Here is a 22421-nt window from a genome sequence, read left to right on the forward strand (position 1 = left end):
CCGGAGGCATTCGACCGCAGGCGTGTTACAGGGCGGCTACGCGCAGCTTTCGGGCACGATGCGGCAGGAGTGCACCGCCCGGCTGCGCACCCCTGCGCGCTCCGCCGACGGCGGGAGCACTAGGGGCCCGAAGGGGGCTCAGAAGGTGATGGCGATCCCGGTGTGCGGGCGCTTGCCGAGCCGGGCGACGGTCGCGGGCCAGTCGACGAGCCAGAACTTCCAGGTGTACTTGCGCGCCAGCAGCTTGCGCGCCGCGCGGGTGCCGTCCTCGTCGAGGAGCTTCGCCGTGCCCTCCGCGCTGGGGGCCCCTTCGGCGATCCTGCCGCGCACGTCGCAGACGGTGACGACGACTTCGCCGTTGTTGCGCAGCCGCTTGACCTTCCACGAGTCGGAGCGGGTCCAGACGTACAGCACATCGCCCTCGGCGGCGGCCCAGACGGGCGTGGCGACGGGTGTGCCGTTCTTCCGGTACGTGGTCAGGCTGACGTATTCGGTGCGCGCGAAGTCCTGGAGAGTCACGGCGCGACCCTACGCGCTCCGAGAGGCGACCCGCCGGTCAGGGCACGGCCCGGACTACGCGATCAGCGGGACGGCGGCCGGTTCCGGCGCGCAGCGGCCGAGGATCTCGTCCATGGAGAGGCCCAGCGCACCGGCGAGGGCTGCCACGGTGAAGAAGGCGGGGGTGGGTGCGCGGCCGGTCTCGATCTTCCGGAGGGTCTCCGCGGAGATTCCGGCGCTCGCGGCGACGGCCGCCATGCTGCGCTCCCCGCGCGCCGCGCGGAGCAACGCGCCGAGCCGTTCGCCGCGCAGGCGCTCTTCGGGTGTCAGAGGGGTGCGAACCATGCGCCCATCGTACTACGGAATGCCATTTCTATACCGTCATTACTATACCGGTTCGACCGGTATAGTAATGGGCATGGTGCACATCAAGACGGACACAGACATCGCAGCGATGCGCGAGGCCGGCCGGGTCGTCGCGCAGATCCTGACCCGGGCGCGGGAGGTGGCGGCGGTCGGCGTGACCCCTCGCCAACTGGACGAGGCGGCCCGCGAGGTGCTGAGCGCGGCCGGGGCCTCCTCGCCCTTCCTGAACTACAAGCCGCACTTCGCGCCCACCCCGTTCCCGGCCGTCATCTGCGTCTCGGTCAACGACGCGGTCGTGCACGGCATCCCCTCGGCCGATCCCCTGCGCGACGGGGACCTGGTCAGCGTGGACGCGGGAGCCCTCCTGGGCGGCTGGGCCGGTGACTCGGCGATCAGCTTCACCGTCGGCGAGGCCCGCCCCGCCGACACCCGGCTCATCGACGCGGCGAACGAGGCCCTGGCCGCCGGGATCGGCGCGGCCGTGGTCGGCAACCGGATCGGCGACATCGCCCACGCGATCGGCACGGTCTGCCGGAAGGCGGGCTACGGCATCCTGGACGGGTACGGCGGCCACGGGATCGGCCGGACCATGCACGAGGACCCGTCCGTGCCGAACGAGGGACGCCCGGGGCGCGGCATGGCGCTGCGGCACGGCATGGTCCTGGCCATCGAGCCCATGCTCATCGGCGGTGGCGGCGACGAGTTCCGCCACGACGAGGACGGCTGGACGCTGCGGACCACCGACGGCAGCCGTGCGTCGCACGCCGAGCACACGGTGGCGATCACGAACGACGGCCCGCGCGTCCTGACCGCGCTGTGAGCACCCGTACGGACAGCCCTCCTACGAGCGCCCGACGAACTCCCGGGCCAGTTCCGCTCCCCGGCTCCGCGCCCGGGCGCGGCTCTCGATCGGGGAGATGCGGGAGTCCTTGAACGCGATGTAGGTGACGCCGGACTCGGCGCCTCCGGTCGCCGGGTCGGGATCGATGCCCAGGGCCTTCGCCATGGCGTACGACGCCTCCCCGATGATGCCCGTGGGGCCGGTGTCGCCGATCACGCCGTACCGCACCCGGTCCCGGTACACGACCGCCACGACGCTGCCGCCGGTGAGCCCCGACTTCCGGTAGTCCCACACCTTGCTCGGGCCCGGTACGACCACATGGGGGAGCGCGGCCGAGTCCAGGGGTTCGCCGCGGGAGCTCTGGAACGCGGTCTCCGGCAGGAAGGAGGGATCGGTCCTCCGGTTGCAGGCCTTCGTCTTCCGGCCGTCGCAGTCGATGTCCATGTCCGCCTTCCAGAAGACGGCCTCCTTGGTGTCGCAGACGGGCACCGTCGCCTTGGGGCTGCCGCTGTCCGTGCGGTAGACGCCTTGCGAGATCCGGGTGCAGGCACGGACCTCGGCCAGCAGTTCGGCGGCGGTCGCGGCGGTCGTGCCCCCTTCGACGGCGGTCGTCCCGGCCGCCACCGGCTCCCGTCCGCCACCGGCCCCGGGGCCGGTGGCGGTGGCGGGGCCGGTGGCGGTGGCGGACGCGGGCAGGGCAGCCGCTCCGAGGAGCGCGGCGCCGCAGGCGGCGGATGTCAGGGCGAGCATGCGGGTGCGCATGGTGCGGAAGGACCCTTTCCGTAGACCGAGGGAGCCCGGCACGGGTCCCCTTGTCGCAGGCCAAGGCCGCGGGGCCGGCACCACGCGCCGTGTCGCGCGATACCGGCCCCGGGGCCCCTGCTCCGTCGGTCGGCTCAGTGACCGCCGCCCGGATGCACCACCATGGCCGAGCCGCCGCCCCGGCGCACCTTTTCCGCCGCCGCCAGCCAGCGGCCGTCGGGCAGGCGCTGTACCCCGGTGGCGGCCCCGATCTCCGGGTTCTGCCTGAAGGCGTGGCCGAGCTTCTCCAACTCCGCGCGGACCGGGCTGTTCCACAGGTCCGGCTCGATCTCCGTCGTCGGCGCGTTGCGCTGACTTGCGCGCGGCGCGGCGATCGCGTCGACCAGCGGGAGCCCCCGGTCCAGGTGTCCGGTGAGCGACTGGAGCACGGTCGTGATGATCGTGGCCCCGCCCGGCGAGCCGAGGGCGAGCACCGGCTTGCCGTGCTTCAGCACGATGGTCGGGGAGATCGACGAGCGCGGGCGCTTGCGCGGTCCCGGGAGGTTCGGGTCGTGCACGGCCGGATTGGCGGGCGCGAAGGAGAAGTCGGTCAGTTCGTTGTTGAGCAGGAAGCCGCGGCCGGGCACCGTGATGGCGCTGCCCCCGGTGGTCTCGATGGTCAGGGTGTACGCGACGACGTTGCCCCACTTGTCGGCCGTCGTCAGGTGGGTGGTGTTCTCACCCTCGAACATGGTGGGTGCGGCCGTGCCGCCGCTGCCGCACCGCTCGGGGTCGCGCGGGTCGCCCGGTGCCAGGGGGCTGGCCAGCGCCCTGTCGTCCCGGATCAGGCACTCCCGCGCGTCGGCGAACCGCTGGCTCAGCAGTTCCTTCGTGGGTACGTCCTCGAACGCGGGGTCGCCGACCCAGCGTCCCCGGTCGGCGAACGCGATCCGGCTCGCCTCGATCAGGCGGTGGAGGTACTGCACCCGGTCGGCGCGCGAGAGGTCGGTGGACTCCAGGATGTTGAGGGCCTCACCGACGCTGGTGCCACCGGACGAGGAGGGTGCCATGCCGTAGACGTCCAGGCCCCGGTAGTTCACCTTCGTCGGATCCTTGCGCAGGGTCCGGTAGGCGGCCAGGTCCTCACGGGTCAGGTCGCCGGGCCGCACCTTCCGGGTGGCGTCCGGGTCGACGGGCGGCCTGCGCACCGTACGGACGATGTCGTCGGCCAACTCGCCCCGGTACAGCTCCCCGACGCCCTTGCGGCCGAGCTTCTCGTACGTACGGGCCAGGTCGGGGTTCTTGAACACGGAGCCGACGGACGGGAGTTCACCACCCGGCAGGAACAGCTCGGCGGAGGCCGGGAAGTCGGCGAACCGAGCCTGGTTGGCGGCCGTCTGCGAGCGGAAGGTGCCGTCCACGACGAAGCCGTCCCGGGCCAGTCGCTCGGCCGGTTTCAGCAGCGTACGCAGGGACTTGCTGCCCCACGCGTCCAGAGCCCGCTCCCAGGTGGCCGGGGTGCCGGGGGTGCCGACGCCGAGGCCGCTGGTCACGCCCTCCTCGAAGGGGATCGGCTTGCCGTTCTCCAGGAAGAGGGAGGCGTCCGCGCTGCGGGGCGCGGTCTCGCGGCCGTCGATCGTCCGCACGGTGCGCTTCTTGGCGTCGTAGTGGACGAAGTAGCCCCCGCCGCCGATGCCCGCCGAGTACGGCTCGGTCACGCCGAGCGCGGCGGCCGTGGCCACGGCCGCGTCCACCGCGTTGCCGCCCTTGCGCAGCACCTCGATCCCGGCGGCCGACGCGTCCGGGTCGACGCTCGCCACCGCTCCCCCGTAGCCCACCGCCACCGGGGACTTGGGCGGCGCGGGACGCGGGGCGGCGGACGGTGACGAAGCCACCGGGGTGGCGGCGCCCACCGACGCGACCACGGCGAGGACGGCCAACAGCGACGTGTTCCGGCCGACGGAACGGCGCATACGTACCTCCAGTCAACGGATCTCCCGCCGCAGGGTAGCCCCGGGGGTGCCGGATCGTCAGGACCGCCTCGAACGGTTACCCGGATGACCGACGCCATGCGCGCCCGCGACGGCCAACGTGCGCACCATCGTGCTGGTCGCGATGGCCGGCGGAATCAGTCGGGTCAACGGGCGCCGGGCGGCCGGGACACGGAGCGGGACCGACCGGACAGGTAGGGGTAGGCGCGGGCAGGGAGCAGAGAGGCGAGTTCGGCTCGCGGCCGGCCGACGGACAGCGGCTCACGGAACGGCAGCGCAAGGTACTGGCCGGACTCGGGACGGGCCTGACCCATGCCGAGATCGCGAGCCGGCCGCACCTCGTCGAGGGCACGGTGAAGGTCACGCGGTGGCCCGTAATTGGGTAGGGGGACGCGTCCGGGCCTCGAGATCGCGGGACGGAGGGCGGAAACCGAGCAGCTCGGCACGGGCTCCTGCTGCCCGGCGACAGGCGGGAGGCGGGAGGCGAGCGACGCGGTCCGCGCGTCCGGAGCGGTCCGGTGCGTCATCCGTTCCGCTTCCCTCGGTTTGATACCCGGTTTGATACCTTTCACTGGACACGAAATTCGATCGGATGTTCGTTTTTGGGATCTTCGACGCGTCCGTTGTCGGCAGTAGACGCTCACGTTCTCCGACGTGCGGCGTGCCACTCAATCGGACCGGGTGAAAGCTCATGGCAGGAACCGACCAAGAGAAGGCGCTGGACACCGCACTCGCACAGATCGAGCAGAAATTCGGCAAGGGCGCGGTGATGCGCCTGGGTGAGCGGCCGAAGGAGCCCATCGAGGTCATCCCCACGGGATCGACCGCGCTGGACGTCGCTCTCGGCGTCGGCGGTCTGCCGCGCGGCCGTGTGGTGGAGGTGTACGGGCCGGAGTCCTCCGGCAAGACGACGCTGACGCTGCACGCGGTGGCGAACGCGCAGAAGCTCGGCGGTTCGGTGGCGTTCATCGACGCCGAGCACGCGCTGGACCCGGAGTACGCGAAGAAGCTCGGCGTCGACATCGACAACCTGATCCTGTCCCAGCCGGACAACGGTGAGCAGGCGCTGGAGATCGTCGACATCCTGATCCGATCCGGCGCGATCGACCTGATCGTGATCGACTCCGTGGCGGCCCTGGTGCCCCGTGCGGAGATCGAGGGCGAGATGGGCGACTCCCACATGGGCCTTCAGGCGCGTCTGATGAGCCAGGCCCTCCGCAAGATCACCAGTGCGCTCAGCCGGACGAGGACGACGGCGATCTTCATCAACCAGCTCCGCGAGAAGATCGGTGTGATGTTCGGCTCCCCGGAGACCACCACCGGTGGCCGGGCGCTGAAGTTCTACGCCTCGGTGCGCCTGGACATCCGCCGGATCGAGACGCTCAAGGACGGCACCGACGCCGTCGGCAACCGCACCCGCGTCAAGGTCGTCAAGAACAAGGTTGCCCCGCCGTTCAAGCAGGCGGAGTTCGACATCCTCTACGGCCAGGGGATCAGCCGCGAGGGCGGTCTGATCGACATGGGCGTGGACCACGGCTTCGTCCGCAAGGCCGGCGCCTGGTACACCTACGAGGGCGATCAGCTCGGCCAGGGCAAGGAGAACGCCCGCAACTTCCTCAAGGACAACCCCGACCTCGCCAACGAGATCGAGAGGAAGATCCTGGAGAAGCTCGGAATCGGGGTAGCGGTGGCGACTGCGGACGCCGAGGACGCGATCGCCACCCCGGCCCCCGCTGTCGCCCGAGCCCCGTCGGGAGACGCCGCCTGACAGGCATCGGCACGAGTCGTTCTGCCTGCTGCTGGGGGTCGTCAACTCCGGTGCGTACGGCCCCGATGTGGTCGAGCCGGCCGGCGATGTGACGCGCGAGGCCCAGGCCCCCGTGCCCAACACGCCCGCGTCCCACCGGGCCGGCGGCTGACCGGGCCCGCCGTCAGCGGCGCAGCCGCGCCCGGCCGGCCGCCACCATCCCGGTGATCTCGCCGATCCCGAACGGCCGGGCCAGCAGCACCACCACGAGCAGCAGCGTGAGCGTCCCGGCTCCGGCGGCCGCCATGTCACCCGCGCCCTCCGCCGCGCGCGCCGCACCGTACGCCAGCGCACCGGCGGGCAGGCAGGCGGCGACGAGGCGGGCGTGCGCACCGAGGGTCGGCGACCGCAGCAGGGAGCCGGCACCGGGGCCCGAGAGCCGCCGCGACAGGACGTGACCGGTGACGGCGAACCCGGCGCAGAAGGCCACCGTGCTCGCCCCGGCCATCCCGGTCACCGCCCAGCGCGCCGGCAGCAGGAGGTACGCGGCGACCGAGAGGCCCGCCTGGACGGCGGCGATCAGCAGGTTGAGAAGGAACGGGGTGCGCGTGTCGCTCATCGCGTAGAAGCCGCGGGAGAGGACGTAACTCCCGGAGAAGGCGATCAGCCCGGGGGCGAACGCCGCCATCATCCCGGCCATCACCGTGATGTCGGCGTCGGTGGTGCGCCCGTACCCGAAGACGGAGCCGATCACCCAGGGCGCGAGCACCAGCAGCACGGTGGCGGCGGGCACGACGACGGCGGCGCTGGTGCGCAGGGAGTACGCGACGTCGCGCCGCACCCCGGCGAGGTCGCCGTCGGCGGCGGCCCGGCTCATCCGGGGCATCAGCGCGGTGACCAGCGAGACCGTGATGATCCCCTGCGGGACGACCCAGAGCTGATAGGCGTAGCTGTACGCGGTGTAGCCCGCCCCGCCCGCGACGCCCTGTTCTACGGCGTGCTGTCCGGTGGCGGTGGAGAGCCGGGTGACGACCCAGTACGCGAGCTGGTTGGTGAGGACCAGCAGCACCAGCCAGCCGGCCGCGCGGACCGGCCGGGTCAGTCCGCTGGCGCGCCAGTCGAACCGGGGCCGCCAGCGGAACTCGGCGGAGCGCAGGGCGGGGAGCAGGGCCAGGGTCTGCAAGGCTATCCCGGCGGTGGTGCCCCAGCCGAGGAGATGGGCGTCCGCGTTGGAGAGGGCCCCGTCGGAGTCGGCGGCGACGCCGATGTAGAGCCCGAACACCCCGATGATCACGACGTTGTTGAGGACCGGGGTCCACATCATCGCGCCGAACCGGCCGCGGGCGTTGAGGACCTGGCCGAGCAGGGTGAAGAGTCCGTAGAAGAGGATCTGCGGCAGGCAGTAGCGGGCGAGGGCGACGGTCAGTTCGGCCTGGCGGCCGTCGTAGTCGGTGTACACGCCGACGACGAGGGGCGCCGCCGCCACGGCGAGCGCGGTGAGCGCGAGGAGGCCGACGGTGCACAGGGTGAGCAGCCGGTCGGTGTACGCGGCTCCCCCGTCGGCGTGTTCCTTGGCCGCCCGGACCAGTTCGGGGACGAACACCGCGTTGAGCGCGCCGCCGATGAGCAGGATGTAGAGGATGTTGGGCACGGTGTTGGCGACCGTGTAGCCGTCGGCGGTCAGGCCGGTGCCGAGAGCGGCGACGACGACGGCCGAGCGGACGAAGCCGGTGGCACGCGAGACGACGGAGCCGGCCGCCATCACGGCCCCGCTGCGCAGCACCGAAGCGGAGCGGGCCGGGGGGCCGGTGGCGGCGCTGTCGACGGTCACGCTCACTGCTGGTCTCCCGTGTTCCGAGGTGCTGGCCGACGGTGGAGCGTACTCCGGACGGAGCAGTGAGGTTTCTCCGGGGAAAGGAAGGAACCCGACATGAGGGAAATGCCTCTCCCCTGGTGAGCACCCCTGCCTGGAGGTTTTTCCGTTGAGTTCCGCACGTCCTCGCATCCGTCGTTCCGCCCCGGCCGGCCACAGGGCCCGGCTCGCCCTGAGCGGGCCCGCGGCCCTGCTCGCCGCCGCGCTCACCGCGTGTGCGGGCGACCCCTCGGGCTCCGCAGAGGTGGGCGGGGACGCCAAGGCGCCCGGCACCAGCGTCTCGGTGAACCTCAAGGGCAGGGCGGCGGCCCCGGGCGGACCGGTGAAGGTGACGCTGGCTCACGGAAAGCTGAAGGCGGTGTCGGTGACGGCGGGCGAGGACGGCGCGCTGGCCGGGAAGATATCCGCCGACGGACGGAGCTGGACATCCGATCGGGTCGCCGCGCCAGGCACCGCGTACACGGTCGAGGCCAAGGACGTGGGCGGCGGCAGCGACCGGGCCACGTTCGCCACCGCCAAGGCAGAGAAGGTCAACAAGCTTCTCCTCGCGCCGGGGAAGAACACGACCGTGGGCATCGCCCAGCCGCTCTCCGTCGTCTTCGACCACCCCGTGAAGGACAGGGCCGCGGTCGAGAAGGCCCTGAAGGTCTCCACCTCCAACGACACCGAGGGCTCCTGGGGCTGGCTCCAGGACTACTCGGGCAAGGACCGCGTCGACTGGCGGCCCAGGGAGTACTGGAAGCCCGGCACGAAGGTCACCCTGGACGCCCAGCTGAACGGGGTCGACACGGGTGCGGACGGCGGCTGGTTCGTCCGCGACTACACGACGACGTTCACGATCGGCGCGGCCCAGGTGGTCAAGGTCGATCTGGACCGGTCCCGGCTCGCCCTGCACCGGGACGGGAAGCGGGTCCTGGACATCCCGATGTCGGCGGGCACCCCGGGCGGCGAGAAGGCCTCCTGGCGGGGCACGGCGGTGCTGATGTCGAAGGAGGGCACGATCAACATGCGCTCCGAGACGGTGGGCCTTGGCGACGCCTACGACAAGATGGTCGACTACTCGATGCGGCTGACCTGGTCCGGGATGTACGTGCACGCCGCCCCCTGGAACGCGGGCGTTTTCGGCCGGGCCAACCGGAGTTCGGGCTGTGTCGGGATGAGCGACGCGGACGCCGCGGCCCTGTACGGACAGGTGCGGGTGGGCGACCCGTTCGAGATGACCGGCACGCAGGCCAAGGGCACGGTCGCCGAGGGCAACGGGTACGGCGCGTGGAACCTCTCGTGGGAGGACTGGGCGGCGAAGAGCGCCCTGAGGTGAACCGGTAGCGCCCGCTGCGGGCCCGGAGCGCGTACGTAGCGCTCCGGGCCCGCAGCGCTGCTGACACCACGTCCAACAATCGTTACCTTCACGCAACGCACCCGGTAGTTACCAGCGGTAAACAACTGGGGTTACCGTCGGGTCACTTTGCACTGACACGCGTGAGGAGTGACCCGTGGTACGTCCGAAACCGGCACTGCGCACCACCGCTTCGATCACCACCGCCGTCGTCCTGCTCACCGGAGCCGCGCTCGGCACCGCTCCGGCGGCGACGGCGGCCCCCGGCACCGTGCCCGCGGGCGCGACCGCCCAGGGCCTGACGTTCCACGACATCCCCGGGTCCGGGGGCATCACCCTGAAGGGCAACGTCTTCACGCCCGCCGGGGCCGCGGCCGGGACGAAGCATCCGCTGATCGTCTTCCCGACGAGCTGGGCCATGCCGCAGATCGAGTATCTGGCCCAGGCCCAGAAGCTCGCCGACTCCGGTTACGTCGTGGTGAGTTACACCTCGCGCGGCTTCTGGCTATCGGGTGGGGAGATCGAGGTGGCGGGCCCGCCGGACATCGCGGACGCCTCCGCCGTCATCGACTGGGCACTGGAACACACCTCCGCCGACCCGGACCGCGTCGGCATGGGCGGCGTCTCCTACGGGGCGGGCATCAGCCTGCTGGCGGCGGGGCACGACGCGCGGATCAAGGCGGTGGCCGCGCTCAGCGGCTGGGCCGACCTGATCGACTCGATCTACAGCGGGCGCACCCAGCACCTCCAGGCCGCCGCCCTGCTCGGCGGCGCGGGCTTGGTCACCGGCCGCCCCGGCGACGAACTCAACCGGACGCTCAAGGACTTCCTGGGCTCCAACCTGGACAAGGAGCCGGAGATGATCGCCTGGGGGAAGAAGCGCTCCCCCGCGACGTATCTGGACCGGATCAACGCCAACGGCGCGGCGATCATGATGGGAAACGCCTGGGGCGACACGATCTTCCCGCCCAACCAGTACGCCTCGTTCTACGACAAGCTCACCGGCCCCAAGCGGCTGGAGTTCCGCCCCGGCGACCACGCCACCGCCGAGGCCACCGGCCTGCTCGGGCTGCCGAACGACACCTGGACGAGCACCCGCCGCTGGTTCGACCGCTATCTCCGGGGCGAGCGCAACGGCATCGACACCGAGCAGCCGGTCCAGCTCAAGTCCCGTACGGACAAGGGATACGAGGGCTACCCGGACTGGAAGTCCGTCGGCGCGGTGAAGAACCGGATCCCGCTGGACGGCACCAAGAAGGTGTGGGCGAACGTCGACTCCGGCGCCAACGGCGGCATCGCGATCCTGTCCAACGCGCTGGACCAGTTCCTGAAGCTGCCGCCGACGGTCTCCGTGCCCCTGCTGCCGCGCACCTTCGCGAGTGTGTGGCAGTCCGAGCGGTACGCCACCGAGCAGCGGATCCGGGGCACGTCCGCGCTGCACACCACGGTCACCGCCACGAAGCCGAGCGGCACCCTCGTCGCGTATCTCTACGACGTGGGCCCGCTCGGCATCGGCAGACTGGTCAGCAACGCTCCGTACACCTTCCACGGGCAGACGCCGGGCCGGCCGTTCCCCGTCGACCTGGAGCTGTACTCCACGGCCTACGACGTCCCGGCCGGTCACCGGCTCGCCCTGGTGATCGACACCGTCGATCCGTTGTACATCGAGCACAACCCGACCGGCGCGCAGCTGACCTTCTCCTCGCCCTCCACGGACCCGAGTCATCTCTCGGTCCCGCTGCGCGAGAAGTGATCACCGACTGCTGCCGGGCGGGCAGGGCCCGGCTACTGTCCTCCCGGCAGCAGCGTCCCCGGTTCGGCCGGGGCCACCCCCACCGCCTCCGTCTTCGGATTGCGCCGCTGACGACGGGCCACCCAGGTGGCGAACCACGAGAGCAGCATGCACATCCCGATGTAGATCGGAGAGATCACCATCACGACGGGGATGAAGGGAAGATCGTAGTCGAGATTCGACGCGATCAGCTTTCCGGCGTGGAGGAATTCCTCGTAGGTGATCAGATAGCCCAGTGAGGTGTCCTTGAGCGCGACCACCAGCTGACTGATGATGGTCGGCAGCATCGCGCGCACGGCCTGGGGAGCCAGGACGAACGTGGTGACCTGTGTCTTGCGCATGCCGAGCGCGTACGCCGCCTCGCGCTGGCCCCGGTCCACGGAGTTGATCCCGGTGCGGAACACCTCCGCGAGGACGGAGCCGTTGTAGAGCGTCAGCCCGGCGACCAGGGCGGGCAGCGGCTGGACCTTCAGCGCCACGAAGATGAAGAAGATCATCACCAGCACCGGCATGGCCCGGAAGAACTCGACGAGCAGGGTGGAGATCCAGCGCAGCACGCGGTGTTCGGAGAGCCGGCCGACCGCCAGGACCGCGCCGAGGAGGAGCGAGAGGACCGCGGCGTACGCGAACGCCTTGAGGGTGTTGCCGAGGCCGCGCAGGAGCAGTTCCTGGATGCCCTTGTACGCGAAGGGCGTCCACTTCTCGGCGGTGAACTGGTCGGTGTCGAAGAGCAGATAGACGATCCAGCCGAACAGCGCCAGGATCACCACGGTCGAGGCGATCCCGTACATCAGGTGCCGTCTGCGGGTCACCGGGCCGGGGATGTCGTAGAGCGCGGTGGCCGCCGGGAGCGTGGGCCTGCGGGTGAGGGTCTTGGTCATCGTGCCACTCCCCAGCGCTTCTCCATCACGTTGAACACCGCGCTGATGGTCAGGGTGATGATCAGGTAGCCGACGGCGATCCAGATGAAGGACCAGATGATGCTGTAGCCCAGCTCGTTGAGCGTCTTGTAGGTGCCGAGGAGTTCGGTGACGCTGAACGCTCCGGCGATCGCGGAGTTCTTCGCCAGCGCGATCAGGGTCGAGCCGACCGGCGGGATGACCGACCGGAACGCCTGCGGCAGCACCACGGTGCTCAGGGTCTGGCCGAAGTTCATGCCGAGGCTGCGGGCGGCCTCGCCCTGGCCCTGGGGCACGGTGTTGATGCCGGAGCGCAGCACCTCGCAGATGAAGGCCGAGGTGTAGCAGCCGAGCGCCAGCACCGCGAAGACCTGGAACGGCAGGACGAGCCCGAAGCGGGGCAGGCCGAGCAGGACCGCGAAGAACAGCAGCGTCAGCGGGGTGTTGCGGAGCACGGTGACCCAGACCGTGCCCAGCACCCGGAAGGAGCCGACGGGCGCGACCCGGAAGGACGCCATCAGGAAGCCGAGGACGAGCGCCAGCGCGGAGGCGTAGACGGTCAGCTCGACGGTGCCGAGGAAGCCCTTGCCGTAGAGGGAGAAGTTCTCTGTCAGTACGTCCATGGGTGGGGCCGTCCCCTCAGTTCGCCGGGTAGCGGTCGATGGGCGGCGGGGTCGGCGCGGGCGCTCCGGAGAGCCCCAGCGTCGCTTCGTACGCCTTCTTCCAGTTGCCGTCCTTCTCGTTGGCCTCCAGCGCGTCGTTGAGCGCGTCGCGCAGGGCGTTGTCGTCGCGCGGTACACCGATGCCGTACGGCTCCTCGGAGAAGGGCTTGCCGACGACCTTCATCTCGTCGGGCGCCTTGGCCGCGAAGCCCAGCAGGATCGCGTCGTCGGTGGTGACGGCGTCGACCTGGAAGGTGAGGAGGTTGTCGACGCAGATCGAGTACGTGTCGTACGCGACGAGCGTCGCCCCGGGGTAGTCGGCGGCGATGCGCTGGTAGGGCGTGGAGCCGGCCGCCGAGCAGACGGTCTTGCCCGTCAGGTCCTCGGGCCCGTCGATGTCGTTCTCGTCGGTGCGCACCAGCAGGCCCTGGCCCGCCATGTAGTACGGGCCGGCGAAGCCGACGAGCTTCTTGCGCATGTCGTTGATGGTGTAGGTGCCGACGTAGTAGTCGATCTGGCCGTTCTGCAGGGCCGTCTCGCGGTTGGCGGAGGCGATCGTGCGGAAGCGGATCGTCTTCGGGTCGAAGCCGAGCGAGGCCGACATCATCCGGGCGATCTCGATGTCGAACCCGGAGTAGACCCCGCTCGCCGGGTCCTTCTCCCCCAGGTACGGCTGGTCCTCCTTGGCGCCGACCACCAGATAGCCGCGCTTCTTCGCCTTGGTCCAGGTGCGGGAGTCGGGCAGTTCGAAGCCGGTGTCGACCTGGTAGACAGGCAGCGCCTCGGCCTTTGGCCCCTTGACCGGCGGGCTGCCCTCCTTGCCGCAGCCAGCGGCGAGTGCGGCGAGCAGGAGACCGGCCGCGAGGGCGACGACCCTGCCCGTACGCGTGTTCCTCGTACGCAACATGGAATGCCTCCCCTCAGTGCTTGAGGATCTTGGACAGGAAGTCCTTGGCGCGGTCGCTCGACGGGGACGTGAAGAAGTCCTCCGGGGTGCGGTCCTCGACGACGCAGCCGTCGGACATGAACACCACGCGGTTGGCCGCGGAGCGGGCGAAGCCCATCTCATGGGTGACCACGACCATGGTCATGCCGTCCCGGGCCAGCTGCTGCATGACCTCCAGCACCTCGTTGATCATCTCCGGGTCGAGCGCGGAGGTGGGCTCGTCGAAGAGGAGCGCCTTGGGGTCCATGGCCAGGGCGCGGGCGATGGCCACGCGCTGCTGCTGGCCGCCGGAGAGCTGGGCGGGGAACTTGTCCGCGTGGGCGGCCAGGCCGACGCGCTCCAGGAGTTCACGGGAGCGCCGGTCGGCCTCGTCCTTCTTGCGCTTGCGGACCTTGAGCTGGGCCAGCGAGACGTTGTCCAGCACGGTCTTGTGGGCGAAGAGGTTGAACGACTGGAAGACCATGCCGACTTCGGCACGGAGCTGGGCCAGGCCCTTGCCCTCCTCGGGGAGGGGCCTGCCGTCGATCGTGATGCTGCCGGACTCGATCGTCTCCAGCCGGTTGATCGCCCGGCACAGGGTGGATTTCCCTGAGCCGGAGGGGCCGATGACCACCACCACCTCCCCGCGGCCGACGGTGAGATTGATGTCCTGAAGTACGTGCAACTCTCCGAAGTGTTTGTTGACGTCCCTCAGTTCGATCAACGGATCGACGGCCATGCGCTGCCCTACCCACTTGTCGCTGTGTCGAGGTCAGCGCAAACTATCCATCGCGAAAAGGGACTTCGCACCCGACACGCGTAAATGGCGCAAAAGGCTTTTTAACTGGATTAGGCGAGGAGAGCGGAGCCCGCGAGCCCGACCTGATCGGGACGGGAGGCCCTGGCCGCTCAGTTCTCGGCGGACTCCGCGTACACCTGGGAGAGCTCGGGGCTGCCCGCCATCGCCCAGTCGAGTCCGGCCGCGACGACGTCGATCTCCCGCCCGGACTCCAGCCGCACCACGGGTTGACCGCTCGGCCAGACGTCCCACGCCGCGCCCGGAACGGTCCGCACGATCACGGTGCCGAGGTAGAGACCGGCGTCGTTGCCGAGCCAGGGAAGCTCCTCGGGGTCGTCGCGCCAGCGGGGCGGCAACTGGTCGAGCGCGGCCAACGAGGCGGGTGTGTCGTCGAGTTCGAGTCCTTGCTGCCCCGCCCTGACGCGCAGCAGTTCGCATTCGGCGAGCAGTTCGGCCACACCGTCGGGGTCTGCCTCGACGGCTGCGGCGAGTGCGCCCGCATGCGTACCCCCCTGACGCTTACGCCAGTTGTCCAAGAAAGGGATGTTCATACCACTAGGGTCCCACCCCGGCCGGGTTCCGCACCACAGGGCGCGCGGCGTTCACCGATCCCCCACCCTGCCCCGGCCGGGGATCCGAGCAGATATCTAAAGTACGCACATGAGTGCACACGCTTACGTTTCGGAACTGTTCTCGCTGGAAGGCCGGGTGGCGGTGGTCACCGGCGGCAGTTCCGGCATCGGCCGGGGGATCACCGGCGCCCTGGCCCGGGCCGGCGCGGCCGTCGTCGTGGTGGCCCGCCGGGAGGCCGAGCTGCGCGCGACCGTGGACGAGCTGACCGCCGAGGGGTGCCGGGCCGCCTGGGTGAGCGCGGACCTGAGCACCACCGAGGGGGTGCGCGCGGGGGCGGACGAGGCCGTGCGGGCGTTCGGGGAGCCGGACATCCTGGTGAACTGTGCCGGGATCAATCTGCGCCCGCCGATGAGCGAGCTGGGCGAGGACGTCTGGGACACCACGATGGCGGTGAACCTGAAGGCGCCGTTCCTGCTGGGGCAGCGCTTCGGGCCCGGCATGGCCGAGCGCGGGTACGGGCGGATCATCCACGTCACCTCGCAGCAGGCACACCGGGCCTTCGTGAACAGCGGCGCGTACGGGGTGTCCAAGGGCGGCCTGGAGTCCCTGGCCCGCTCCCAGGCCGAGGCGTGGTCCCCGCACGGCGTCACCGTGAACACGCTGGTGCCCGGGTTCGTGCTGACTCCGCTGAACGAGCACCTCGCCTCGGACCCGGAGAAGGTGGCGGCGCTCGCCGCGCGGACCCTGATCGGCCACAACGGCCTCGCGGAGGACTTCGCGGGGGCCGCGGTGTTCCTGGCGGGGCGCTCCTCGGCGTACGTCACGGGGCAGTCGGTGTTCGTGGACGGCGGGTTCTCGGTGCACTGAGGACCGGTGCGCCCGGGCGGCGGGCCCTCGGCGACCGACCACCGTGCGCCCGGGCGGCGGGCTCTCGGTGGCCGGTCGTCGGTGCGCCGGGCCCGTCGCCCGCCGCCTGCCGCCCGTCGTGAGGGAACTCGGGGCTTCTACTGCCCGAGGGCCTGCGCCGCCTCGCCGACCGCCCGCTCCACCGCGGCGGAGACGGCCTCCTTGTCCAGACCGAGGCCGGTGAGCACGCCGGAGCCGTCCTCGAACTCCAGCAGGGCCAGCAGGAGGTGCTCGGTGCCCACATGGCTGTGGCCGAGCCGGAGCGCCTCGCGGAAGGTCAGCTCCAGGACCTTCTTGGAGTCCGCGTCGTACGGGATCAGCTCGGGCGCCTCGGCCACGGCCGCGGGCAGCACGGCCGTCGCCGCCGCCCGCAGCGCGTCCGTCGTCACGCCCTGCCCGGCGAGGACGCGGGCGGCGACGGCCTCGGGCTCCGCGAGCAGGCCGAGGATCAGGTGGGCCGGGACGATCTCGGCGTGCCGGGCGGCCTGGGCCTCGTTGTGGGAGGCGACCACCACGTTGCGGGCGCGCGGGGTGAAGCGGTTGAAGCCCTCGTTCGGGTCCGGGTCCGAGGAGCCGCCGCCCTTCTTGGGCACGAAGCGCTTCTGGGCGGCCTGACGGGTGACCCCCATACTCCGGCCGATGTCGGTCCAGGAGGCGCCGGAGCGCCGGGCCTGGTCCACGAAGTGGCCGATGAGATGGTCGGCCACGTCTCCGAGGTGGTCGGCCGCGAGCACCGCACCGGAGAGCTGCTCCAGGGCGTCGTCGTTGGTCTGCTTGATGGCCTCGATCAGATCGTCGAGGCGCACGGACGGGGTGACAGGAAGAGGCTGCGTCATGTGACAACCGTAGGTTGACACCCAGGCGGTGTCAACCTTGAGTTGTCAGGACAGTCGGTGCGGCCTCCGGCCCCCGAGGCCCCGGCTCAGAGATCGAGGTCGACGACCACCGGGGCGTGGTCCGACGCGCCCTTGCCCTTGCGCTCCTCGCGGTCGACGTAGCTGTCCTTGACGGCGGCGGTGAACGGGGCGTTGCCGAAGGTGAGGTCGATCCGCATGCCCTTGTTCTTGGGGAACCTCAGCTCGCGGTAGTCCCAGAAGGTGTAGGCGCGGTCGTACTTGAGAGGGCGGGGCAGGACCTCGCTCAGCCCCTCCGCCTCCAGGGCCGCGAGGGCGGCGCGCTCGGCGGGCGTCACATGCGTGGCGCCGACGAAGAGCGCCGGGTCCCAGACGTCCTCGTCGGTCGGGGCCACATTGAAGTCGCCGAGGACCGCGAACGGCAGGGCCTTCGCGGCGTCCGCCGCCACGGCCTTCCGCAGGGCCTCCAGCCAGCGCAGCTTGTACGCGTAGTGCTCGTGCGTGACCTCGCGGCCATTGGGCACGTACACCGACCAGAGGCGCAGCGGGCCGCAGGTCGCCGAGATCGCGCGGGGCTCCTGCACCCCGTCGTACTCCGGGCCGTCGGGCAGCCCGGTGACGACGTCGGTGAGGCCGACGCGGGAGAGCAGCGCGACCCCGTTCCACCGGCCGGTGGCGTTGACCGCGGACTCGTAGCCCAGCTCGGCGAGCGCGGCGGTGGGGAACTGCTCCGCCGCGCACTTGGTCTCCTGGACGCACAGCACATCGGTGCCGCTGCTCTCCAGCCAGGCCAGCAGCCTCGGCAGCCGGGCGGTGATCGAATTGACGTTATAGGTGGCGATGCGCATGGCAGCCAACCTAGCGGCTCCCACTGACAGTCGCCGGGGGGCTCACAGCTCGGTGACCCCGCCCGGCGCCAGCCGACCGTGGTCCGCGCCGCCCAGGGCCCCGATCTGGTTGTCGTAGATCGGCCGTGCCAGATCGGTCAGCAGGGCGTCGTGGACGTCGATGGCCCGCCGCGGCTTGACCTCGCGCACGTAGTCGATGACCTCGGAGATCTTGTTCCAGGGGGCCATGACCGGAAGCAGGAGGGTGTCGACGGGGCGGTCGGGAACGGTGAGCGCGTCGCCGGGGTGGAAGACCGAACCGTCGACGAGGAAGCCGACGTTGGTGACCCTCGGGATGTCCGGGTGGATCACCGCGTGCAGCTCGCCGTGCACGGTGACGTCGAATCCGGCGGCGGAGAACGCGTCCCCGTCGCCCACGGTGTGGACCCGCCCGGGGAAGGCGGCCGAGAGCTGGTCGGCCACGCTGCGCAGCGTCCAGATCTCGGCCGCCGGATTCGCCTCCAGGCCCGCCCGCAGCCGCGCCTCGTCGAAGTGGTCCGGGTGCTCGTGCGTCACCAGGACGACATCGGCGCCGAGCGCCGCGTCGTCCTCGGAGAAGCCCCCGGGGTCGATGACCAGGACCCGCCCCTCCTTCTCGACGCGGACGCAGGAGTGGGTCTTCTTGGTGAGGGTGAGTGTTCGAGGCGATGCGTTCATGGCTCCATCCTGCTACGCGGGCGGCGTGGTTTCCTCCTGGATCACCTTCTGCGCGACGGCGAACGCGGCTCCGGCGGCCGGGAGTCCGCAGTAGACGGCGGTCTGGAGGAGAACTTCCTTGATCTCGGCGGGCGTCAGGCCGTTGCGCAGGGCGGCGCGGGTGTGGGCGGCCAGGCCCTCCAGGTGGCCGGAGGCGACGAGCGCGGTGAGGGTGATGCAGCTGCGGGTGCGGCGGTCGAGGCCGTCACGGCTCCAGACCTCGCCCCAGGCGTACCGGGTGACCAGCTCCTGGAAGTCCTCGGTGAAGCCGTCGGCCGAGGCGTTCACCGCGTCGACATGGGCGTCCCCCAGCACCTCTCGGCGTACCTTCGTGCCCTGCTCGTGCCGGTCGTCCGGCGTCGGCGCGGAGGTCTCGGGCTTCGCGGCGGCCGGGGCGATCTCGGCCACCGGGGCGAACGGGGCGGTCGCCGTCGCGGGCCCGGGGACGAGCGGCAGCACGGGGATAGCCGCCGAGGTGTCCTGCTGCCAGGCGGTGGAGAAGTGCATCAGCAGCAGGTCGCTGACGGCGGCGGGCTGCTCGACCGGCGCGAGGTGCGAGGCCCCGGGGACGAGCGCCAGGCGGGCGTCCGGTATCCCGGCGACCAGCGTGCGGGCCTCGGCGGGACCGGTGACCTGGTCCTCCGCCCCGACCAGCACCAGGGTGGGAACCCCGATCCGGCCCAGCGCGCCGCGGATGTCGAACGCCGCGAGCGCCTCGCAGGCGGCGATGTAGCAACCGGGGTCGGTGGTGCGGACCATCTGCACGGCCCACTCGACGATGGCGGGCTGCGCGGCGGCGAAGCCGGGGGTGAACCAGCGCTCCGGCGCGGTGCGGGCCATCGGCTCCAGGCCGTTGGTGCGGACGATCACGCCGCGCTGGCGGAACTCGTCGGCCGTGCCGAACCGGGGCGAGGAGGCGATGAGCGCCAGCGAGGCGACCCGGTGCGGGTGGCGCAGGGCCAGGTCGGCGCCGACGGCCCCGCCGATCGAGCAGCCGGCGTAGCCGAAGCGCTGGACGCCGAGTCCGTCCAGCGTCGCGAGCAGCCGGTCGGCCAGATCGGCGACGGACGCGGCGGCGTGCGCGGGGGCGCCGCCGTGGCCGGGCAGGTCGTAGCGGAAGACCCGCCAGTGCTGGGACAGCTCGGGTATCTGTCGGTCCCACATGTGCCACGTCGTGCCGAGGGAGGGCCCGATCACCAGGACAGGAGCGTCTTCTGGTCCGTCGAAGCGGTATTGCATGTTTTCAGTCGCCGTCTCACTCACCCGCCCACGCTCCCACATCCCGCGCGGTCGCACGTCGCCGGGGGAAGCCGACCCGCCCCGCGACGCCCCCTGCCGCAGGGGAGTCGCCGCACGCCGGGGTCGCCGGTGGGAGACCTTCCCCACCGGCGACCCTGTTGGTCCCCCGTGCCTACGCGGGGCGTGGATTCGGCGTGATGAAGAACGCGAGGACAGCGGCGGCGACGGCGACGACCGCACCGGTGGTGAAGCCGCGCGAGAAGCCCGAGGAGTCGATTCCCGCGATGCTGGCCGCGGCCATGCTCGACACCACGGCTGCCCCGAGCGAGGCGCCGAACTCGTGGAAGGTGCTGACGATTCCCGAGGCCAGACCGGCTTCGTGGGGTTCGATCTGCCCCAGGGCCGTGGCCGACGCGACCACGAACACCACTCCGGTGCCGGCGGCGGCGAGCCCGACGCCGATCACCATCGCGAGGGTCCCGTCCAGGAGCGCGGGGACGGCCATGCCGACGGCGGCCAGCAGGAGTCCGAGCACGCCGAGCACACGGGGTCCGGTGCGGCCGATGACGCGCCCCGCCCCGTTCGCCCCGATCATGGTCGCCAGCGCCACGGGAAGGAAGAGCAGGCCGGTGGCGAGAGCTCCGTACCCGCGATGGTCCTGGAGGTAGAACGTCCCGAGGAAGAAGACCATGATCATCAGAGCGGTGGCCACGAGGATCAGGACGGTGCCGGCCGCGACCGGCCGACGGATCAGCAGCTTGACGTCCATGAGCGGGCTCCGGGCCGTGCGCTGGCGAACGACGAAGGCTGCGTAGAGCACCGCCGCGGCGAGGAGGAGACCCGCGGTCGTCAGCGTGGCCCACCCCTTGTCCCCGGCCCTGATGAGGGCGTAGGTCAGGGTTCCGGTGGCCGCGGTCACCAGGATGGCGCCCGGCACGTCGAGGCGACCGCTCGTGGTGGCGCGGGGCTGCGGCGGGAGCTGCGTGCGCAGCGTGAAGAACAGGATCAGCCCCACCGGGATGTTGATGTAGAAGACCCAGGGCCAGCCCGGCCCCGCGGTGAGCACCCCGCCGAGGAGCACCCCCAGCGCGGCACCGCTGCCGCCCAGCGCGGACCAGATGCCGAGCGCCTTGTTCCGCTCGTCGCCTTCGAAGGTGGTGACGACCAGTGACAGTGCGGCAGGGGAGAGGATGGCCGCGGCGAGACCCTGGACGACGCGTCCCCCCAGCAGCATCGGTCCCGATGTGGCGAGCCCCGCGACCAGCGAGGCGGCGGTGAACAGCACCAGCCCGAGGAGCACGAGGCGGCGGGCGCCGAAGAGGTCGGCGGCGCGGCCTCCGAGCAGCAGGAGGCCGCCGAAGGCGAGGGTGTAGCCACTGACGACCCAGGTGAGCGTCTCGCGCTCCAGCCCCAGCTCCGCGCCCATGTGGGGCAGGGCGATGGCGACGACGGTGACGTCCAGGATCAGCATCAGCTGCGCGACGCCGACGATTCCGAGGATCTTCCAGCGCCGGGGGTCGGGTGTGGAGGTTGGAGTGGTGGAAGCCATGGGTTCGGTCATGACGGTCCGCCCCCTTCAAGTTAAGTCAAACAGGTGTGTTCGAGTTCTGTCGCGTACTATAACCCATACAACGGTGTTTGACTTAAGGGGTTGCATGTCGCGCACAGTGACCAAGTCCGCCCGCCGGGCCGACGCTCGGCACAATCTGGAGAAGATCGTCGAGGCGGCGATCACCAGCCTGGCGCGCGACCCGGACGCGAGCGTGATCGAGATCGCCCGGGCCGCCGGAGTGGGACGGGTGACGCTGTACGGGCACTTCCCGTCCCGGGACGCCTTGATCGAGGCCGCGTTGACGCGGCTCCTCCACGACGGCGACGAGGTTCTGGGCGAACTGGATCTCACGGGCGATCCGCGGGAGGCCCTACGCGGGCTGATCGCATCGAGCTGGCTGCTGATCGCCCAGTCCAGCGCGGTCCTCGAAGCGGCGCAGTCCAGCCTGCCCCCCGCGCTGGTGCGAGATCTGCATGCCAAACCCGAGCAGCGGGTGGGCGAGCTGATCGCCCGGGGGCAGGCGGAGGGCGTCTTCCGCGAGGACCTTCCGGCGGACTGGCTGGCGAGCGCGTTGCACCACATCATCAAGGGCGCGGCGACGGACGTGGCCGGCGGTCGGCTGGACCGGTCGGACGCCCCCCGCCTCATCGCCGAGACGATTCTGGGCGCTTACGCACCCGTGGCCCGGGGGTGAGGTGCGGTGCGCCGCCGAAGGCGACGGCGGGCAGTTCGGCACGGCGGTCGACCCGGTCCTGTTCCCACGTGCGGGTGTCGATCAGCCACCACCGGTCCACCTCGACCAGGTAGAGACGGTGTTCGGCCGGGGCGCGCAGCGCCGACGGCGGCAGCATCCACTGCGCGCGCTCCCGCTCGTCCGGGAAGACGGTTGCGTAGAACACGGAGTGGTACGGCTCCAGGTCGGTGGCGGCGACCTCGGAGCACACCCCGGTGAACTGGGCCCCGTCGACGGCGGCGACGTCCAGCCCGGCCGCGTCCCCGGCGACGAAGAGCGATCCGCTGATCCCCGGCGAGGTCGCGATGGAGCGGCTGTGCCGGGAGCCGGTCGCCGAGCCGAACAGGAAGCGCAGCGGATCCCCGAGCCAGGCGTACTCCAGGGTCGCCACCCAGGGGCGCCCCTCCGGCGACACCGTCGCCAGGTTGAGGTAGCGCGCCCGGTCGAGGAGGGCCACGGTCCGGTTGGTCATGCTCTCCAGCTCCGCCTCGGAAACGCGCGGAGGGTCTTG

Annotated in this window: 22 protein-coding genes and 1 pseudogene; 7 read left to right on the forward strand and 16 right to left on the reverse strand. The window is 71.2% G+C overall.

The window, feature by feature from the left end:
* Nucleotides 1-138: 138 nt before the first annotated feature.
* Both AC3CH1_RS05185 and AC3CH1_RS05190 read right to left on the reverse strand, forming a co-directional pair.
* Entirely contained in the window at nt 139-519 is a 381-nt protein-coding gene (locus tag AC3CH1_RS05185; protein ID WP_488461764.1) for a PPOX class F420-dependent oxidoreductase, read from the reverse strand.
* A 54-nt stretch (nt 520-573) separates the two neighbouring features.
* Entirely contained in the window at nt 574-843 is a 270-nt protein-coding gene (locus AC3CH1_RS05190) for a helix-turn-helix domain-containing protein (protein ID WP_018961443.1), read from the reverse strand.
* A gap of 73 nt (nt 844-916) precedes the next feature.
* Between AC3CH1_RS05190 and map the strand changes: the two genes are divergently transcribed.
* Nucleotides 917-1684 carry a type I methionyl aminopeptidase gene (gene map / locus AC3CH1_RS05195; RefSeq protein ID WP_488461765.1) on the forward strand — a complete coding sequence of 256 codons (768 nt, stop codon included), beginning with the start codon at nt 917-919 and terminating at the stop codon, nt 1682-1684.
* 21 nt (nt 1685-1705) lie between these two features.
* Here map and AC3CH1_RS05200 read toward each other — a convergent pair whose 3' ends face one another.
* Together AC3CH1_RS05200 and ggt are read right to left on the reverse strand one after the other, a co-directional pair.
* Nucleotides 1706-2467: a glycoside hydrolase family 75 protein gene (locus tag AC3CH1_RS05200; RefSeq protein WP_488461766.1), complete on the reverse strand. Its 762-nt coding sequence runs from the start codon at nt 2465-2467 to the stop codon at nt 1706-1708.
* Nucleotides 2468-2601: 134 nt separating this feature from the next.
* On the reverse strand, nt 2602-4419 hold the full coding sequence (gene ggt / locus AC3CH1_RS05205) for a gamma-glutamyltransferase (RefSeq protein WP_488461767.1): 1818 nt from the start codon (nt 4417-4419) through the stop codon (nt 2602-2604).
* A gap of 272 nt (nt 4420-4691) precedes the next feature.
* Here ggt and AC3CH1_RS05210 point away from each other — a divergent pair.
* A pseudogene (locus AC3CH1_RS05210) lies at nt 4692-4796 on the forward strand (LuxR C-terminal-related transcriptional regulator); the annotation flags it as partial.
* A gap of 332 nt (nt 4797-5128) precedes the next feature.
* Entirely contained in the window at nt 5129-6205 is a 1077-nt protein-coding gene (gene recA, locus AC3CH1_RS05215) for a recombinase RecA (protein WP_488461768.1), read from the forward strand.
* 163 nt (nt 6206-6368) lie between these two features.
* On the opposite strand, the gene murJ is transcribed toward recA, so the two are convergent.
* On the reverse strand, nt 6369-8021 hold the full coding sequence (gene murJ, locus AC3CH1_RS05220) for a murein biosynthesis integral membrane protein MurJ (RefSeq protein ID WP_488461769.1): 1653 nt from the start codon (nt 8019-8021) through the stop codon (nt 6369-6371).
* Nucleotides 8022-8166: 145 nt separating this feature from the next.
* Between murJ and AC3CH1_RS05225 the strand changes: the two genes are divergently transcribed.
* Complete coding sequence (locus AC3CH1_RS05225) at nt 8167-9375, forward strand: L,D-transpeptidase (protein ID WP_488461770.1); 1209 nt, start codon at nt 8167-8169, stop codon at nt 9373-9375.
* A 175-nt stretch (nt 9376-9550) separates the two neighbouring features.
* Nucleotides 9551-11146, forward strand: coding sequence for a CocE/NonD family hydrolase (locus tag AC3CH1_RS05230; protein WP_488461771.1), 1596 nt, complete (start codon nt 9551-9553; stop codon nt 11144-11146).
* A gap of 32 nt (nt 11147-11178) precedes the next feature.
* Here the strand turns inward: AC3CH1_RS05230 and AC3CH1_RS05235 are convergent, their stop codons facing one another.
* From AC3CH1_RS05235 to AC3CH1_RS05255, 5 genes are all read right to left on the reverse strand, one after another.
* Entirely contained in the window at nt 11179-12066 is an 888-nt protein-coding gene (locus tag AC3CH1_RS05235; RefSeq protein WP_488461772.1) for an amino acid ABC transporter permease, read from the reverse strand.
* On the reverse strand, nt 12063-12707 hold the full coding sequence (locus AC3CH1_RS05240; RefSeq protein WP_488461773.1) for an amino acid ABC transporter permease: 645 nt from the start codon (nt 12705-12707) through the stop codon (nt 12063-12065). The genes AC3CH1_RS05235 and AC3CH1_RS05240 overlap by 4 nt, the downstream gene beginning before the upstream one ends.
* 16 nt (nt 12708-12723) lie before the next feature.
* Nucleotides 12724-13653 (reverse strand): glutamate ABC transporter substrate-binding protein, encoded by a 930-nt coding sequence (locus AC3CH1_RS05245; RefSeq protein WP_488461774.1) that lies wholly within the window; start codon nt 13651-13653, stop codon nt 12724-12726.
* A gap of 13 nt (nt 13654-13666) precedes the next feature.
* Entirely contained in the window at nt 13667-14410 is a 744-nt protein-coding gene (locus AC3CH1_RS05250) for an amino acid ABC transporter ATP-binding protein (protein ID WP_361875023.1), read from the reverse strand.
* A 170-nt stretch (nt 14411-14580) separates the two neighbouring features.
* Nucleotides 14581-15021, reverse strand: a complete 441-nt coding sequence (locus AC3CH1_RS05255; protein ID WP_488461775.1) for a DUF6278 family protein — start codon at nt 15019-15021, stop codon at nt 14581-14583.
* Nucleotides 15022-15130: 109 nt separating this feature from the next.
* On the opposite strand from AC3CH1_RS05255, the gene AC3CH1_RS05260 reads away from it, so the two are divergent.
* Nucleotides 15131-15910 (forward strand): SDR family NAD(P)-dependent oxidoreductase, encoded by a 780-nt coding sequence (locus tag AC3CH1_RS05260; RefSeq protein ID WP_488461776.1) that lies wholly within the window; start codon nt 15131-15133, stop codon nt 15908-15910.
* Nucleotides 15911-16047: 137 nt separating this feature from the next.
* On the opposite strand, the gene AC3CH1_RS05265 is transcribed toward AC3CH1_RS05260, so the two are convergent.
* The 5 genes from AC3CH1_RS05265 to AC3CH1_RS05285 all read right to left on the reverse strand — a co-directional run bounded on the left by AC3CH1_RS05265 (nt 16048) and on the right by AC3CH1_RS05285 (nt 21186).
* Nucleotides 16048-16785, reverse strand: coding sequence for a Clp protease N-terminal domain-containing protein (locus AC3CH1_RS05265; protein WP_488461777.1), 738 nt, complete (start codon nt 16783-16785; stop codon nt 16048-16050).
* Between the two features lie 86 nt (nt 16786-16871).
* On the reverse strand, nt 16872-17651 hold the full coding sequence (locus AC3CH1_RS05270) for an exodeoxyribonuclease III (protein WP_488461778.1): 780 nt from the start codon (nt 17649-17651) through the stop codon (nt 16872-16874).
* Nucleotides 17652-17693: 42 nt separating this feature from the next.
* Nucleotides 17694-18347, reverse strand: coding sequence for an MBL fold metallo-hydrolase (locus AC3CH1_RS05275; RefSeq protein WP_488461779.1), 654 nt, complete (start codon nt 18345-18347; stop codon nt 17694-17696).
* A gap of 12 nt (nt 18348-18359) precedes the next feature.
* Complete coding sequence (gene pcaDC / locus AC3CH1_RS05280) at nt 18360-19667, reverse strand: bifunctional 3-oxoadipate enol-lactonase/4-carboxymuconolactone decarboxylase PcaDC (protein WP_488462154.1); 1308 nt, start codon at nt 19665-19667, stop codon at nt 18360-18362.
* A 130-nt stretch (nt 19668-19797) separates the two neighbouring features.
* A complete protein-coding gene (locus AC3CH1_RS05285; protein ID WP_488461780.1) occupies nt 19798-21186 on the reverse strand; it encodes an MFS transporter in 1389 nt (462 codons plus the stop codon).
* A gap of 94 nt (nt 21187-21280) precedes the next feature.
* On the opposite strand from AC3CH1_RS05285, the gene AC3CH1_RS05290 reads away from it, so the two are divergent.
* Nucleotides 21281-21871, forward strand: a complete 591-nt coding sequence (locus AC3CH1_RS05290; RefSeq protein ID WP_488461781.1) for a TetR/AcrR family transcriptional regulator — start codon at nt 21281-21283, stop codon at nt 21869-21871.
* Here the strand turns inward: AC3CH1_RS05290 and AC3CH1_RS05295 are convergent.
* Nucleotides 21822-22382 (reverse strand): pyridoxamine 5'-phosphate oxidase family protein, encoded by a 561-nt coding sequence (locus AC3CH1_RS05295; RefSeq protein WP_488461782.1) that lies wholly within the window; start codon nt 22380-22382, stop codon nt 21822-21824. The genes AC3CH1_RS05290 and AC3CH1_RS05295 overlap by 50 nt on opposite strands.
* Between the last annotated feature and the right edge of the window lie 39 nt (nt 22383-22421).

The sequence above is a fragment of the Streptomyces sp. MGP-P1 genome, from assembly GCF_057766565.1.

Excerpts from the sequence above, each read along its gene's own strand:
- AC3CH1_RS05190 (WP_018961443.1), bottom strand. The coding sequence starts at position 843 with ATGGTTCGCACCCCTCTGACACCCGAAGAGCGCCTGCGCGGCGAACGG.
- map (WP_488461765.1), top strand. The coding sequence starts at position 917 with ATGGTGCACATCAAGACGGACACAGACATCGCAGCGATGCGCGAGGCC.
- AC3CH1_RS05200 (WP_488461766.1), bottom strand. The coding sequence starts at position 2,467 with ATGCGCACCCGCATGCTCGCCCTGACATCCGCCGCCTGCGGCGCCGCG.
- ggt (WP_488461767.1), bottom strand. The coding sequence starts at position 4,419 with ATGCGCCGTTCCGTCGGCCGGAACACGTCGCTGTTGGCCGTCCTCGCC.
- recA (WP_488461768.1), top strand. The coding sequence starts at position 5,129 with ATGGCAGGAACCGACCAAGAGAAGGCGCTGGACACCGCACTCGCACAG.
- AC3CH1_RS05235 (WP_488461772.1), bottom strand. The coding sequence starts at position 12,066 with ATGACCAAGACCCTCACCCGCAGGCCCACGCTCCCGGCGGCCACCGCG.
- AC3CH1_RS05240 (WP_488461773.1), bottom strand. The coding sequence starts at position 12,707 with ATGGACGTACTGACAGAGAACTTCTCCCTCTACGGCAAGGGCTTCCTC.
- AC3CH1_RS05245 (WP_488461774.1), bottom strand. The coding sequence starts at position 13,653 with ATGTTGCGTACGAGGAACACGCGTACGGGCAGGGTCGTCGCCCTCGCG.
- AC3CH1_RS05250 (WP_361875023.1), bottom strand. The coding sequence starts at position 14,410 with ATGGCCGTCGATCCGTTGATCGAACTGAGGGACGTCAACAAACACTTC.
- AC3CH1_RS05255 (WP_488461775.1), bottom strand. The coding sequence starts at position 15,021 with ATGAACATCCCTTTCTTGGACAACTGGCGTAAGCGTCAGGGGGGTACG.
- AC3CH1_RS05260 (WP_488461776.1), top strand. The coding sequence starts at position 15,131 with ATGAGTGCACACGCTTACGTTTCGGAACTGTTCTCGCTGGAAGGCCGG.
- AC3CH1_RS05265 (WP_488461777.1), bottom strand. The coding sequence starts at position 16,785 with ATGACGCAGCCTCTTCCTGTCACCCCGTCCGTGCGCCTCGACGATCTG.
- AC3CH1_RS05270 (WP_488461778.1), bottom strand. The coding sequence starts at position 17,651 with ATGCGCATCGCCACCTATAACGTCAATTCGATCACCGCCCGGCTGCCG.
- AC3CH1_RS05275 (WP_488461779.1), bottom strand. The coding sequence starts at position 18,347 with ATGAACGCATCGCCTCGAACACTCACCCTCACCAAGAAGACCCACTCC.
- pcaDC (WP_488462154.1), bottom strand. The coding sequence starts at position 19,667 with ATGTGGGAGCGTGGGCGGGTGAGTGAGACGGCGACTGAAAACATGCAA.
- AC3CH1_RS05285 (WP_488461780.1), bottom strand. The coding sequence starts at position 21,186 with ATGACCGAACCCATGGCTTCCACCACTCCAACCTCCACACCCGACCCC.
- AC3CH1_RS05290 (WP_488461781.1), top strand. The coding sequence starts at position 21,281 with ATGTCGCGCACAGTGACCAAGTCCGCCCGCCGGGCCGACGCTCGGCAC.
- AC3CH1_RS05295 (WP_488461782.1), bottom strand. The coding sequence starts at position 22,382 with ATGACCAACCGGACCGTGGCCCTCCTCGACCGGGCGCGCTACCTCAAC.